Below are 13,592 nucleotides of genomic sequence, written 5' to 3'. Positions count from 1 at the left end.
ACCGGCCGCGCTCACCCGCCGGCGCCGTCCGCCGCGATGGACGGCGTCGGGCGGGTGGGTGTGCCGTCCGGCGCCACCACCGGCAGGCCCGCCGCCCGCCAGGCCTGGAAGCCGCCGACCAGATCCGTGGCATGGGGCAGGCCAAGGCTGTGCAGGGAAGCCGCGGCAAGGGTGGAGGCGTAGCCCTCGTTGCAGATCACCACGACCGGCAGGTCGTACGACGCCGCCTGGGGCAGGCGGTGCGTGCCGGCCGGGTCGAGCCGCCACTCCAGCTCATTGCGCTCGACTATGGCCGCGCCCGGGATCGTGCCGTCGCGGTCCCGCAGCGCCGCGTAACGGATGTCGACCAGCAGCGCACCCTCCCGGGCCGCGCCGGCCGCCTCAGCGGGGCCGAGACGGCGGTACGTGGCCCGGAGCGCGGCGAGCTGCTCGTCTACGGACCGCGCCATCACCATTCCTCGGGGCGTTCGACCAGTTCGAGCCGGAAGGTGCTGCCCTTGCGGCTGTAGCGGCGGATCAGCGGCAGCGGCGGGTAGTACGCGTGCACCGACACCGCGTGCGTGGTCTGCGAACGGTTCTCCACCTGGTGCACGTGGTGCCGCCCGAACGCCCGGCCCTCGCCCTCCGGCAGCACCCGGCTGCGGTCCAGGCCGTCGGCCAGCTCCAGTGAACGCCAGCCCTCCGAGGGCAGCGGCACGGACAGCGACTCCTCGGTCAGCTCACCGGCGGCGGTCACGAACACGCCGTACGAGCCGCCGTGGTCGTGCCAGCCGGTCTCAGCGCCGGGCGGCCACCCGATCAGCCACGCCTCGGCCCCGCCGGGGCCTTCCAGCCGCACCCAGGTGCGGCCCTCGGAGTCGAGCGGGAGATCGCGGACGAGCGCCGCGTCCGCGGCGGTGCGCTTGGCGAAGTCCAGCAGTTCCGCGGCGGTCGGCGCAGTGCGCGGCGTGGTGGTCTGCGAGGACGCGTGCACGGTAGACAAGGGTTACCACCCTGGAGTCAGGTGCCGCGGCAACATCACGCGGCGGGATGAACGGTGGACAGAAGGCGCGGATCAGCGCGCGGCCGTACACACGCAGCCCGCGTACCGGAGGAGGTCCAGGTGGACCCTCCGGTGCAGGCGGAGTGCGAACACGTTCACACTCCGACCCAACCATGGGGATGCCCCGCGGGTCAACCCACCCGCCACTCGCGGTGCCCGCGGCCAGGGGCCTGCCACCTGCGGTGGCCCCGCTGCCCGCCCCTGCGTGGGTGCCGCTTGCCGTGGCCTCGTTTCTCTCCCACGGTCGTGGTTGCGCGCGCAGTTTCCCGCGGCCCTGCGTGGGTGCCGCTTCCGTGGCCCCGCTTCTCTCCCACGGTCGTGGCTGGGCGCGCAGTTCCCCGCGCCCCTCAGGAGCCCCCCGGGCAACCGCTCAGCGGTGGTGCGCGCGGGCGCCCGGAGGGGCGTCCTCGTCGTCGGGGAGTTTGCAGACGCGCTCAAGGAATATGGCCGCCGCCACCACGGCGATCCCGGCGAGGAACGCCAGGCCGGCGTAGACGGCCTGGTGCCGGCGGGGATCCATGTCGAGCTTGTACATGATGAGGTAGATGCACGCCCCGCCGTACATTCCCGCGACGAGCGAGGCGACCAGCGCGCTGGCCTGGCCGAAGACCACCGCCCGGGCGGCGGCCAGCGGGTCGACGCCCTTGGCGCCGGGGCGCCGCTCGCGCTGGGCGCGCAGCCGCGAGCGCAGCGAGAGCGCCGTGGCGAAGAGGGCGACGGCGATCAGGGCGAGGACGATGGGCGCGGCCACGGGGACGCCCGGGAGCGTGCCGACCGTGTCCCACAGTCGGGCCGCGGACCAGGCGATCACCACCGCGATCGCGAAGAGCCCCGCCAGCATCCTGATCCGCAGTGTCCTCACCGAGTGCCCGCCTCCACGTCGTTGTTGTCTACCGGTCGCAACGATTACTCGGGCAGCCGGAGTTCCACGTCGTCACGGCGCTCGACACCCTGCCGGCCGGTGGCCGCGAGCAGTTCGGCGACCGGGCCCCGGCCGGGCACGATCGCGGCCGGGTCGATGTCGTACCACGGTACGAGGACGAAGCCCCGCTCGTGGGCCCGGGGGTGGGGCAGGGTGAGCGCGGGGTCGTCGGAGACGACGCCCTGGTAGGCGACGATGTCGACGTCGATGGTGCGCGGGCCCCAGCGCTCGGCCCGTACCCGCAGGTAGGCCTCCTCGATGGCGTGGGCGCGCTCCAGCAGCGAGGCGGGGGGCAGGGTGGTGCGCAGGAGGACGACGGCGTTGAAGTAGCCGGGCTGGGTGCCGGGCTCGACGCCCCACGGCTCGGTCTCGTACACCGGGGAGACGGCCTTGACCCGGACGCCGGGGGTGTCCTCCAGCGCGTCCACGGCACCTTGCAGGGTCTCCAGCCGGTTGCCGAGGTTGCCGCCCAGCGAGATCACGGCGGTCTGCGGGTTCTGCAGCGTGCTGTCCGCCGCGTCGACGGCGGCGACGACCGACGCGGGCACGGGCTGGACGGTGGGGTCTGCGGACTGCTCCGGCCATTCGGCGGTCACGGGCGCCTCCGGGTGATGGTCACGGTCACGTCGTCGAAGGGCACGGTGATGGGCGCGTCGGGCTTGTGCACGGTCACCTCGACCTCCTGCACCGCCTCGTGCCCCAGGCAGGTGTCGGCGATGCGCTGGGCAAGGGTCTCGATGAGGTCGACGGGCTCGCCTGCGACAACGGCCGCGACCTCCTCGGCGACCACACCGTAGTGCACGGTCCTGTCGAGGTCGTCACCGGCCGCCGCCGGGGAGGTGTCCAGGCCCATCACCAGGTCGATCACGAAGATCTGGCCGTTCTCCCGCTCGTGCTGGAAGACGCCGTGGTTTCCGCGCACCTTCAGGCCGTGCAGCGCGACTCGGTCCACCGTCACTCCTCGTGTTCTGCTTCTTCTGTCTCGTCGTCGTCCTCCGCCAGCACCGGCGAGCCGTGGTGCACCCACAGCCGCCAGCCGTCGGCGGTGCGGCGGAAGACGTTGGTGGCCACCACCAGGCCGCCGACCAGCGAGCCGGCCGAGCCGTCGTCCTCCGCGGGGCCGCCGGTGAGGATGTTCTCGGTGCAGGTCACGACGGCCGCGTCGCCGTCAACGCCGACCTCGACGTCGGTGAGGAAGAACTGGATGTAGTCGGTATTGGCCATGATCAGCGCGAAGGACCGCATCACCTCGCGGCGCCCGCGCAGCACCGGCCAGCCGGGGTGGACGACGGCGACGGACTCGGCGAGCGGTCCGTCGAGCACCACCGACTCCAGCGCGTCGAGGTCGGAATTCTCCACGGCGTCGTAGAAGGCCTGGTTGGCCCGCTCGACCGCGCGTGCTTCTGCCGTCCTCGGCGTCATGCGCCCTCCCCTGCCACGGTCCGACCCGCGGCTGTCTCGATGGCCCGCGCCACCCGTACGGCGTCGGCGCTCGCGTGCACCTCGTGCACCCGCACCGCCCAGGCGCCCTCGCGGGCGGCGAGGGCGGTGACCGCGGCGGTGGCGGCGTCCCTTTCCCGGGCCGGCGGCGGATCGCCGGCGGCGCCGGCCAGGACGCGGCCGAGGAAGCGCTTGCGCGACGCGGCCACCAGCAGCGGGCGGCCGAGCGCGCGCAGGGCGCCGAGGTGGGCGAGCAGGGTGAGGTCGTGGCCGGCCTCCTTGGCGAAGCCCAGCCCCGGGTCGAGAACGATACGGGCCGGGTCGACGCCGCCCGCCACCGCCCGGTCGAGTCCGGTGCGCAGTTCGGCGACGACCTCGGCGAGGACGTCGCCGTAGACGGCGCGGTTGTTCATGTCGATGCTCTGGCCGCGCCAGTGCATGACCACGAAGGGCACCTGGGCCGCGGCCACCACCGGGATCATCGCCGGGTCGGCCTGGCCGCCGCTGACGTCGTTGACCAGCCTGGCGCCCGCGGCGACGGCCTGCTCGGCGACGGCGGCCCGCATCGTGTCGACGCTGACCAGCACGCCGGCCGCGGCCAGTTCGCGGACCACGGGGAGCACCCGGCGCAGTTCCTCGGCCTCGTCGACCCGGGCGGCACCCGGCCGGGTCGACTCACCGCCGACGTCGACGATGTCGGCGCCCTGGACGACCAGGTCGAGGCCGTGCTTGACGGCGACGTCCGGGTCGAACCACCGCCCGCCGTCGGAGAACGAGTCGGGCGTGACATTCACCACGCCCATGACCGCGCAGCGGTCCCACTCCGGCAGTCCGACGGGTCCGGCGGGACCCTGCTGGGTAGTCATGCGCCCAGCGTAGGCGGTAGGGGTCAGGCGACCGCACTCCGCTTGCCCGAGTCCCCTGACATCCCCGCGGTCCCGCCGGGCGGGGCGGCGTAGCCGGTGCGGTGCCGGTGCGGCGGGCGGTCGGCGCGGCCTGGCAGGAAGCGCTGGACAGCGGCGGGCAGCGGCAGCGACAGGGTGACGAAGCCCTCGGCCTGCATGATCGCGAAGCCGATCCGCGGCAGGTCGCGGGAGTTGGGGAAGACCAGGAAGCGCGGCACCCAGTCCGGCTGGAATTTCGCGTTGAATTTGTACAGCGACTCGATCTGGAACCAGCGGGACAGGAAGACCAGCAGGCCGCGCCAGCCGCGCAGCACCGGTCCCGCGCCGATCCGCTCGCCGCGGGCCAGGGCGGAGCGGAACATCGCGAAGTTCAGCGACACCCTGACCACTCCCAGCGCCGGGGCCTGCTGGAGCGCGGCGACGATCAGCAGCTCGTTCAGGCCGGGGTCGGCGCTGCGGTCGCGCCGCATCAGCTCCAGCGACATGCCGTCAGGACCCCAGGGCACGAAGTGCAGCACGGCCCGCAGGTCGCCCAGCTCGGGGTGCGGGGCGCCGGGCTCGCGGTCCTTGTGGGCGGTGACGACGACGCAGTCGCCGTCCAGGTCCTCGCCGAAGCGGCCGAGCGCCATCGAGAAGCCGCGCTCGGTGTCGGTGCCGCGCCACGCGTCGGCGGCCAGCCGTACCTTCTGCTTCTCGCCCTCGGTCAGCTCCCGCACCCGGCGCACCCGGCATACGTAGCCGGACCGTTCGATCCGTTTGACCATCTGCCGCACATTGCGCATGGCGCGGCCTTCGAGGGTGAAGTCCGCGGCATTGACGATGGCCTCGTCGCCCAGTTCCAGCGCGTCCAGGCCGGTCTCCCGGGTCCACACCTCGCCGCCGGTCTCGCTGCACCCGACGACGGCCGGCAGCCAGGCGTGCGCGCGGGCCAGCTCCATGAACCGCTCGATGGCGCCGGGCCAGGCCTCGACGTCGCCGATCGGGTCGCCGCCGGCCAGTGCCACGCCCGAGACCACCCGGTAGCAGACCGCGGCCTTGCCGCTGGCCGAGAAGACCACGGACTTGTCGCGGCGCAGCGCGAAGTGGCCGAGCGAGTCGCGGGCGCCGTGCCGGGTCAGCAGGGCGCGCAGCCGGTCCTCGTCGGCCTCGCTCAGCTCCGCGACCGGGCGGGCGGGGCGCAGCGCGAGGTAGGCGGTGGAGATCGCGATGAGCAGGCCGAGGCCGCCCAGCGAGTAGCCGACCAGGTCGTTGACCCGGTCGCTGGTGTACGTGACCGGCCCCTCGAAGCCGAACAGGCCGAACAGCACGTGCTCGCAGCGGTCCAGCAGGCCCGGGCTGCCGCGCTCGGAGGACGGGTGGGCGCTGGTGATGACCAGGCCGAGGGAGAAGGCGACCGCGCTCAGCCCGGCGAAGTTCAGCAGCGCGCGCCACCGGGTGCGCGGGTCGGACAGCGCGGTGAACTCCTGCCGGTGCACCAGCAGTACGGCCATCAGGGCGAGGGAGACGCCGACGCCGAAGAAGGAGTGACGGTAGATCAGCTGGGTGGCGGCGCCGACCGGCAGCAGGAGGACGGCGGCCCACCAGGCCCGCTGTTTACCGCGTTTGAGCGCGTGCGCCAGCATCAGCAGCAGGATGCCGGTGACCACGGACGTCGCGGCGGCCAGCGAGCTGACCGTGCCGGGGAAGACCGCGGCCATGTGGTGCATCCGGCCGTTGCGGAAGGCCGGGAAGATCGCCGACACGACGTCGAGCAGGCCGATCACGGCCGTCGCCGTACCAATGATCTTGGGTACGGCCGCGGACCGCACAGGCCAGCGGTGCCGGCGCAAGGCCGGCTGCCGGTCAGCGGACATCGTCCACCGCCGACGGAACCCGGTCCGGGATTTCGCCCTCTACCAGTACAGACATGGGTCACCAAACCACAGCATCACCGGGAATCACGGGATTATCCCGCAATCTGCTCCAGTACGAATAATTTGCGCCCTCTAGGACGCGAACTCTGCCGTCCGGGTTCCGTCCGGAGCGGCGCAACTGGACGCCGACGCAGAAAGTACACCTGCCGACATGGGTCTCACGAGTAACAAGGTGCTGCTCGCCGCCGCGCTGCTCGCACTGGCGCTGTTCGTCCTCACAGTGTGGCTGTGGCCGCGACTGGCCAAGCGCGGTCCGCTGGCGGTGCTGGCCAGGATCGGCGTCCTGCTGGGCACCCAGCTGGCGCTGATCGCCGCGCTGGCGCTGACGGCGAACTCCTCCTTCGGCTTCTACGCCTCGTGGGCCGACCTGTTCGGCCGCAACACCACGCCGGGTGTCGTGGTGGACCACGCGGCGGGCTCACCGACCGAGGGCGCCCTCCAGGTGCTCGGCACCCTCCACGTCAACGTGGCCGGCGGCACTGTGCCGCGGATAGGGGGCCAGATCCAGAAGGTCGCCGTGGGCGGCGGCCCCTCGGGCATCAGTACGACGGCGTACGTCTACCTGCCGCCCGAATACTTCAAGGACGCGCTGAGCCGCTTCCCGGTGGCGGTGGTGCTCACCGGCTACCCGGGAACCGCCGAGGCCCTCTACAGGAAGCTCAAGTACCCGGCGATAGCCGCCGGACAGGTGCAGCACAAGGCCGCCCGGCCGATGATCCTGGTCATGATGCGGCCCACCGTCGCGCCGCCGCGCGACACCGAGTGCACGGACGTGCCCGGCGGACCGCAGACCGAGACCTTCTTCAGCACCGATCTGCCGAAGGCGCTGGAGGCCCGCTACCGGGTCGGCGCGGACGCGGCGAGCTGGGGCATCATCGGCGACTCCACGGGCGGCTACTGCGCCCTCAAGCTCGCGCTGCGCAACCCTGGCGCCTACTCCACCGCGGTGGGCCTGTCGGCGGACTACGGCGCCCCCGAGGACGCCACCACCGGCGACCTCTACGGCGGCAGTGCGGCCCGCCGCCGCGAGAACGACCTGATGTGGCGGCTCGGCCACCTTCCGCACCCCGCGGTGAACCTGCTGGTGACCAGCAGCCGGCAGGGCGAGCACAACTACCGCGACACCCTGCGCTTCATCTCGCTGGCAGGCGGCCCGACCAAGGTCTCCTCGATCATTTTGCCGGTCGGCGGCCACAATTTCACCACCTGGTCGCGGGAGATCCCTCCCGCCCTGGAGTGGCTCAGCGCCCACCTGACGCCCTGAAAGGCGCAGCCTGGCCGCACGGCTCAGCCCGGCACGGCCAGGCGCTCAGCCGCGACCGATGATCAGGCTCATCGCCTCGGAGCGGGTGGCCGGGTCACGCAGCTGCCCCCGCACCGCGGACGTGATCGTCTTGGCACCCGGCTTGCGCACGCCCCGCATCGTCATGCACATGTGCTCGCACTCCACGACCACGATCACCCCGCGCGGTTCGAGTATCCGCATCAGGGCGTCGGCGATCTGCGTGGTGAGACGTTCCTGCACCTGCGGGCGCCGGGCGTAGACGTCGACCAGCCGGGCCAGCTTCGACAGACCGGTGATCTTGCCGCTGGCCGAGGGGATGTAGCCGACGTGCGCGACGCCGACGAAGGGCACCAGGTGGTGCTCGCACGAGGACATCACCTCGATGTCCTTGACCAGCACCATCTCGTCGTGGCCGAGGTCGAAGGTGGTGGTCAGCACATCCTCCGGTTCCTGCCACAGGCCGGAGAAGATCTCCCGGTAGGCGCGGGCCACCCGGTCGGGGGTCTCCCGCAGGCCCTCCCGGTCGGGGTCCTCACCGACGGCGAGCAGCAGCTCGCGGATGGCGGCGGCGACCCGCTTCTCGTCGTACTCGCAGATCCGGCTGGCGCCGTCGAGTGTCACGGGGTCCGTCATGGTGCCTCGTTCCTGCTGCTGGTGCGGTCGGCCGGGTACCGCGACGACGAAAAGGGCCGCGGCCCCAAGGTTAAAACCCCGGGGCCGCGGCCTTCATTCCGGGATGCTCCCGGACCTGCGGCTTCTCAGCTGTCGGACCTGCCGTCCTCGGGCAGCTCGGCGGGTTCCACGGCCGGCTTGGTCGTGGAGACCGCCGCCGGGCCGTTGCCGTTGGCGGGCGGCTGGCTGCCGTTGGTCAGCGCCAGCTCCTTCGGCGAGAGCACCGGGGGCCGGGTGGACGGCGTACGCCGGGCGGACCCGGTCCAGGCCGGACGCGGCGGACGCTTGACGATCTGGGCGAAGATCTCGGCGATCTCCTCCTTGTTCAGCGTCTCCCGCTCCAGCAGGGCCAGCACGAGGTTGTCCAGGACGTCGCGGTTCTCGACCAGGATCTCCCAGGCCTCGTTGTGCGCCGTCTCGATCAGCTTCTTGACCTCCTCGTCCACCAGCCCGGCGACCTCTTCCGAGTAGTCGCGCTGGTGACCCATCTCACGGCCGAGGAAGGGCTCGGAGTCGCTGGAGCCGAACTTGATCGCGCCCAGCCGCTCGGTCATGCCGTACTGGGTGACCATCGCGCGGGCCGTGGTGGTGGCCTTCTCGATGTCGTTGGACGCGCCGGTGGTCGGGTCGTGGAAGACCAGTTCCTCCGCCGCCCGGCCGCCCATCATGTAGGCGAGCTGGTCGAGCATCTCGTTGCGCGTGGTCGAGTACTTGTCCTCGTCGGGCAGCACCATCGTGTAGCCCAGGGCGCGGCCGCGGGACAGGATCGTCACCTTGTGCACCGGGTCGGAGTTCGGTGAGGCCGCCGCGACCAGGGCGTGTCCGCCCTCGTGGTACGCGGTGATCTTCTTCTCCTTGTCCGACATGATGCGGGTGCGCTTCTGCGGCCCGGCCACGACCCGGTCGATGGCCTCGTCCAGGACGTGGTTGTCGATGAGCTTCTTGTCGCCGCGGGCGGTGAGCAGCGCCGCTTCGTTCAGCACATTGCTCAGGTCCGCGCCGGTGAAGCCGGGGGTGCGGCGGGCGACGGCCATCAGGTCGACGTCCGGCGCGATCGGCTTGCCCTTCTGGTGGACCGTGAGGATCTCCAGCCGGCCCTGCAGGTCCGGCGGGTCGACCGCGATCTGCCGGTCGAACCGGCCCGGGCGCAGCAGCGCCGGGTCGAGGATGTCGGGCCGGTTGGTGGCGGCGATCAGGATCACGCCGCCCTTCACGTCGAAGCCGTCCATCTCGACCAGCAGCTGGTTGAGAGTCTGCTCACGCTCATCGTGACCACCGCCGAGGCCCGCACCGCGGTGCCGGCCGACGGCGTCGATCTCGTCGACGAAGACGATCGCCGGGGCGTTGGCCTTGGCCTGTTCGAACAGGTCACGGACCCGGCTGGCGCCGACACCGACGAACATCTCGACGAAGTCGGAACCGGAGATCGAGTAGAACGGCACGCCCGCCTCACCGGCGACGGCCCGTGCCAGCAGGGTCTTGCCGGTGCCGGGGCGGCCGTAGAGCAGCACGCCCTTGGGAATCTTGGCGCCGACGGCCTGGAACTTGGCGGGCTCCTGCAGGAACTCCTTGATCTCCTGGAGCTCCTCCACCGCCTCGTCGCAGCCCGCGACGTCGGAGAACGTCGTCTTGGGGGTGTCCTTGGTGATCAGTTTGGCCTTGGACTTCCCGAACTGCATGACGCGCGAACCGCCGCCCTGCATCTGGTTCATCAGGAAGAGGAAGACCACCACGATCAGCACGAAGGGCAGCAGCGACAGCAGGATGCCGAGGAAGGCGTTCTGCTTGGACTGCGAGACGGTGTACTTGTCCGGGAGCTGGACCCCCGCCACCTTGCCGTCCACGATCTTCTGCAGGTCCGCGGCGATCGCGGCGCCCTGGTCGCCGATGTAGCTCGCCCGGACCTTGGAGCTGCCCTCGATCTTGATGCCGTTTTTGAGCTGGACCTTGATGGAGTTGTCGTCCCCGGTGGTCAGCTCGGCTGATTTGGCCTGGTTGGTGTCGATCGCATGCAAGACCGCGCCGGTGTCCACCGTCTTGTAGCCGCCACCGGACCCGACGACCTGCATCAACACGACCACGGCGAGGACAGCCAGCACGATCCACATCACTGGCCCACGGAAATAGCGCTTCACGTCCATCCATGCGGGGCGAAACCGCCCCGTCCCTCCTGCCACAGTGAGGCACGGACGCCTGTTGGCGGCGCGTGCATCCGGTGTTGTATTGACCCGACCTTCGGACGGTACCCCAGCATTGTCACCCGAGGGCGCCGCCGACTGTTAACCAACCCGCTTTCCCCTGCTCCAACGCCGGGAAAACGGCATCGGTTCCCCGAACCGCCCGCCCGGCGGCTCAGCCACCGTAGACGTGCGGGGCAAGGGTGCCGACGAAGGGAAGATTCCGGTACTTCTCGGCATAGTCCAGGCCGTAGCCCACGACGAACTCGTTGGGAATGTCGAAGCCGGTGTACTTCACGTCGAGCTCGACCTTGGCCGCCTCGGGCTTGCGCAGCAGCGTGCAGACCTCCAGGGAGGCCGGGCCGCGCGAGCCGAGGTTGCTGATCAGCCAGGAGAGGGTAAGCCCCGAGTCGATGATGTCCTCGACGATCAGCACGTCCCGGCCCGCGATGTCGGTGTCCAGGTCCTTGAGGATGCGGACCACACCGGAGGACTTGGTGCCGGCCCCGTAGGAGGACACCGCCATCCAGTCCATGGTGACCTCGCTGGACAGGGCGCGGGCCAGGTCCGCCATCACCATGACGGCGCCCTTGAGGACGCCCACGATCAGCAGGTCCTTGCCCGCGTAGTCCCGGTCGATCTCCGCGGCCAGCTCCACCAGCTTGGCGTCGATCTCTGCCTTGGAGAGGAGCACTTTCTCCAGGTCGGTGCCCATGTCGATCTCGTTCACTGCCTGGTACGTCCCTCAGCTGCTCGGGTCCACGTCGGCGCCCTTACGACGGCGAGAACACCAGTCTGCCATTGGCCCGCAGCACAGCGACGCCGCCCGGCAGGTTGAGCGCCTTCTGCCCGTGCCAGCCGGTGACCAGCCGGTCCACCTCCTCGATGTGCCGGGCGAAGAGGAAGCCCGGCGGCGAGCCGGCGGCGATGGCCGTTCTGCGCAGCACTCTTCGGCGCACCGCGGCGGGGAGCGTGGCCAGCCGGCGTACGTCGAGGCTGCCGTCGTCGCCCGCCGCGTCGGCCTGCGCGTCCGCCGCCCACTGGTCGAGGGCGTCGGCGTCGTCCCTGGACAGCTGGGCGGTGCGGGCCAGCGCCTCGACGACGCCCTTGCCGAGGGATTTCTCCAGTACCGGCAGCGCCTCGTGCCTGACCCGGGAGCGGGTGTAGGCCGGGTCGTGGTTGTGCGGGTCCTCCCAGACGGTGATGCCCTGGGCGAGACAGCCCTGCCGTACGGTGTCGCGGTCCAGCAGCAGGAAGGGCCGCCGGTAGCGGCCGCCCGCCCCGGAGACCGCGGCCATGCCGGACAGCGAGCGGATACCGGAGCCGCGGGCGAGCCCGAGCAGCACCGTTTCTGCCTGGTCGTCGCGGGTGTGGCCGAGCAGCACGGCGGCGGCGCCGCGCCGGTCGGCTGCGGCGTCGAGCGCCGCGTAACGGGCGTCGCGGGCCGCGGCCTCGGGGCCGCCCTGGCGGCCGACGGTCACACCGACGGCGTCGACCGGGTCGAGGCCGAGCGCGCGCAGCCGGCCGGCCACCTCCTGGGCGCGCACGGCGGAGCCGTCCTGGAGGCCGTGGTCGACGGTGACCGCGCCGGCCCGGACGCCGAGCCGCGGCCCTTCGAAGGCGAGGGCGGCGGCCAGCGCCATGGAGTCGGCCCCGCCGCTGCACGCGGCGAGCACCACGGGGTGCGGGTCGGCGGACGAGCTGAGGACGTCGTGCAGGACGCGGCGGACCGCCAGGCGTATCGCCGCGACCGTGGGGTGGGGTCCCATGTCCGGTTCCCTCCTGAGGAGGCTGTGAGCGGGAGCAGAAGCGAGGGGAGATGACGCAGGGTATCCAGATGGTGACAGAACTCCGGGCATTACCCGAGCATCGCACGCCCTACCCCACGTCTACGGTCCCTCGGACGGGTGAACCGGAGGGCTCCGGGTGGTCAGCCCTCGCTACGCCGGTGCACCCGGGCGACCCATTCCGCCGGTTTGGCGATCTCCGTCTTGGTGGGCAGAGTGTTCGGCGATGTCCACACCTTGTTGAAGCCGTCCATGCCGACCTCGTCGACCACGGCCCGCACGAACCGCTCGCCGTCGCGGTACTGCCGCAGCTTGGCGTCCAGTCCGAGCAGCCGGCGCAGCGCCTGGTCCAGGCGTCCGGCGCCGGTGGCGCGGCGGCGGCTGAACTTCTCCCGGATCTCCGCGACGCTCGCCACGACCTGGGGTCCCACGCCGTCCATCACGTAGTCGGCGTGTCCCTCCAGCAGCGACATCACGCCGGTCAGCCGGGCCAGGATCTCCCGCTGGGAGGGCGTCTGCACCAGGTCGACCAGGCTGCGGCCGTCGTCCGGTGCGCCCTCGGCGTCCGCGGCCCCGTCCGCCCCGTCCTGGTCCCTGCCGGCGTTCGGGCCGCTGAAGGACTGCACGGCCTGCCGGACCCGCTCGATCACCGTGGAGGCGTCGAGGTCGGTCTCGCCCAGGAACGACTGGATCTCGCTCTCGATGTGGTCGCGCAGCCACGGCACCGCGGTGAACTGCGTGCGGTGCGTCTCCTCGTGCAGGCACACCCACAGCCGGAAGTCGTGCGGGTCCACGTCCAGCTCCCGCTCGACCTGCACGATGTTCGGCGCCACCAGGAGCAGCCGTCCCGCCTTGGACTGGCCGGGTCCCGGCTTGACCGGCCCGGCCGGCATGTCGCGGCTGGGCGGCGCGAACGTCTCGTACTGCCCGAGAACCCGGGACGACAGGAAGCTCAGCAGCATCCCGACCTCGACGCCGGTGACCTTGCCGCCGACCGTGCCGAGCACCGCGCCGCCCGCGCCGCCGGGCCTGCGGGCCTGCATCTTGACCAGCAGCGGCTTGAGGACCTCGCGGAAGCCGGCCACGTTCGCCTTGGCCCAGCCGGCCCGGTCCACGATCAGCACGGGGGTGCCGTGCGGTGGCGCGTCCGCGTCGCCGTGCATGCGGGTGAAGGCCCGCACGTGCGCCTCGGAGTCCAGCGCGTGCCCGCGCAGCTCCGCCACGATCGCCCTGGCCTCGTCGCGGCTCACCTCAGGCCCCGGGCGGGTCAGCCTCTGGGCTGTCGCCACGGCGAGGTTCCAGTCGACCATCTCGCTTCCACCGATGCTCGTCATGTCTTCACGGTACGTTGCCGGTCCGCGCTTTGGGGCCTGCCGGGAGGGCGGAGGGGGGGGGGGGGGGGGGGGGGGGCGCGTCCCGCCCCCCCTCTCGACCGCCCCCACCCACCCG

Annotated in this window: 14 protein-coding genes; 1 reads left to right on the top strand and 13 read right to left on the bottom strand. The window is 71.8% G+C overall.

Going from position 1 to position 13,592, the window contains the following annotated elements; all coding sequences use genetic code 11:
• Window positions 1–11 precede the first annotated feature (11 nt).
• The 8 genes from V7E46_RS13885 to V7E46_RS13850 form a co-directional block, all read right to left on the bottom strand.
• The gene (locus tag V7E46_RS13885) at window positions 12–449 is read right to left on the bottom strand and encodes a rhodanese-like domain-containing protein (RefSeq protein ID WP_333768700.1); all 438 of its coding nucleotides are present in this window, start codon (window positions 447–449) and stop codon (window positions 12–14) included.
• Entirely contained in the window at window positions 449–982 is a 534-nt protein-coding gene (locus tag V7E46_RS13880) for a cysteine dioxygenase (protein ID WP_333768699.1), read from the bottom strand. The genes V7E46_RS13885 and V7E46_RS13880 overlap by 1 nt, the downstream gene beginning before the upstream one ends.
• Window positions 983–1,412: 430 nt before the next feature.
• Window positions 1,413–1,904, bottom strand: a complete 492-nt coding sequence (locus V7E46_RS13875; RefSeq protein WP_333768698.1) for a DUF3180 domain-containing protein — start codon at window positions 1,902–1,904, stop codon at window positions 1,413–1,415.
• A gap of 44 nt (window positions 1,905–1,948) precedes the next feature.
• Complete coding sequence (folK, locus tag V7E46_RS13870) at window positions 1,949–2,560, bottom strand: 2-amino-4-hydroxy-6-hydroxymethyldihydropteridine diphosphokinase (protein ID WP_333768697.1); 612 nt, start codon at window positions 2,558–2,560, stop codon at window positions 1,949–1,951.
• Complete coding sequence (gene folB, locus V7E46_RS13865; protein WP_329178109.1) at window positions 2,557–2,916, bottom strand: dihydroneopterin aldolase; 360 nt, start codon at window positions 2,914–2,916, stop codon at window positions 2,557–2,559. The genes folK and folB overlap by 4 nt, the downstream gene beginning before the upstream one ends.
• Window positions 2,917–2,918: 2 nt before the next feature.
• A complete protein-coding gene (locus tag V7E46_RS13860; protein WP_329178108.1) occupies window positions 2,919–3,386 on the bottom strand; it encodes a nuclear transport factor 2 family protein in 468 nt (155 codons plus the stop codon).
• A complete protein-coding gene (folP, locus tag V7E46_RS13855; protein ID WP_329178106.1) occupies window positions 3,383–4,270 on the bottom strand; it encodes a dihydropteroate synthase in 888 nt (295 codons plus the stop codon). The genes V7E46_RS13860 and folP overlap by 4 nt, the downstream gene beginning before the upstream one ends.
• Window positions 4,271–4,293: 23 nt before the next feature.
• Window positions 4,294–6,162 carry a phosphatidylglycerol lysyltransferase domain-containing protein gene (locus V7E46_RS13850; protein ID WP_333768696.1) on the bottom strand — a complete coding sequence of 623 codons (1,869 nt, stop codon included), beginning with the start codon at window positions 6,160–6,162 and terminating at the stop codon, window positions 4,294–4,296.
• A 211-nt stretch (window positions 6,163–6,373) separates the two neighbouring features.
• Between V7E46_RS13850 and V7E46_RS13845 the strand changes: the two genes are divergently transcribed.
• A complete protein-coding gene (locus V7E46_RS13845) occupies window positions 6,374–7,486 on the top strand; it encodes an alpha/beta hydrolase (protein ID WP_333768695.1) in 1,113 nt (370 codons plus the stop codon).
• A 45-nt stretch (window positions 7,487–7,531) separates the two neighbouring features.
• Here the strand turns inward: V7E46_RS13845 and folE are convergent, their stop codons facing one another.
• The 5 genes from folE to V7E46_RS13820 form a co-directional block, all read right to left on the bottom strand.
• The gene (gene folE / locus V7E46_RS13840) at window positions 7,532–8,140 is read right to left on the bottom strand and encodes a GTP cyclohydrolase I FolE (RefSeq protein WP_333768694.1); all 609 of its coding nucleotides are present in this window, start codon (window positions 8,138–8,140) and stop codon (window positions 7,532–7,534) included.
• 125 nt (window positions 8,141–8,265) lie between these two features.
• Window positions 8,266–10,320, bottom strand: a complete 2,055-nt coding sequence (gene ftsH, locus V7E46_RS13835) for an ATP-dependent zinc metalloprotease FtsH (RefSeq protein ID WP_333768693.1) — start codon at window positions 10,318–10,320, stop codon at window positions 8,266–8,268.
• 211 nt (window positions 10,321–10,531) lie between these two features.
• The gene (hpt, locus tag V7E46_RS13830; RefSeq protein WP_329178097.1) at window positions 10,532–11,086 is read right to left on the bottom strand and encodes a hypoxanthine phosphoribosyltransferase; all 555 of its coding nucleotides are present in this window, start codon (window positions 11,084–11,086) and stop codon (window positions 10,532–10,534) included.
• Between the two features lie 43 nt (window positions 11,087–11,129).
• Window positions 11,130–12,125: a tRNA lysidine(34) synthetase TilS gene (gene tilS / locus V7E46_RS13825; protein ID WP_333768692.1), complete on the bottom strand. Its 996-nt coding sequence runs from the start codon at window positions 12,123–12,125 to the stop codon at window positions 11,130–11,132.
• A 161-nt stretch (window positions 12,126–12,286) separates the two neighbouring features.
• Complete coding sequence (locus V7E46_RS13820) at window positions 12,287–13,477, bottom strand: zinc-dependent metalloprotease (RefSeq protein WP_333768691.1); 1,191 nt, start codon at window positions 13,475–13,477, stop codon at window positions 12,287–12,289.
• Window positions 13,478–13,592 lie beyond the last annotated feature (115 nt).

The organism is Streptomyces sp. IBSBF 2435 (genome assembly GCF_036815005.1).
Lineage (GTDB): Bacteria > Actinomycetota > Actinomycetes > Streptomycetales > Streptomycetaceae > Actinacidiphila.
This window is presented reverse-complemented; position numbering and strand designations above follow the sequence as displayed.

Excerpts from the sequence above, each read along its gene's own strand:
- V7E46_RS13845 (WP_333768695.1), top strand. The coding sequence starts at position 6,374 with ATGGGTCTCACGAGTAACAAGGTGCTGCTCGCCGCCGCGCTGCTCGCA.
- V7E46_RS13885 (WP_333768700.1), bottom strand. The coding sequence starts at position 449 with ATGGCGCGGTCCGTAGACGAGCAGCTCGCCGCGCTCCGGGCCACGTAC.
- tilS (WP_333768692.1), bottom strand. The coding sequence starts at position 12,125 with ATGGGACCCCACCCCACGGTCGCGGCGATACGCCTGGCGGTCCGCCGC.
- V7E46_RS13860 (WP_329178108.1), bottom strand. The coding sequence starts at position 3,386 with ATGACGCCGAGGACGGCAGAAGCACGCGCGGTCGAGCGGGCCAACCAG.
- V7E46_RS13850 (WP_333768696.1), bottom strand. The coding sequence starts at position 6,162 with ATGTCCGCTGACCGGCAGCCGGCCTTGCGCCGGCACCGCTGGCCTGTG.
- folP (WP_329178106.1), bottom strand. The coding sequence starts at position 4,270 with ATGACTACCCAGCAGGGTCCCGCCGGACCCGTCGGACTGCCGGAGTGG.
- folE (WP_333768694.1), bottom strand. The coding sequence starts at position 8,140 with ATGACGGACCCCGTGACACTCGACGGCGCCAGCCGGATCTGCGAGTAC.
- ftsH (WP_333768693.1), bottom strand. The coding sequence starts at position 10,320 with ATGGACGTGAAGCGCTATTTCCGTGGGCCAGTGATGTGGATCGTGCTG.
- V7E46_RS13820 (WP_333768691.1), bottom strand. The coding sequence starts at position 13,477 with ATGACGAGCATCGGTGGAAGCGAGATGGTCGACTGGAACCTCGCCGTG.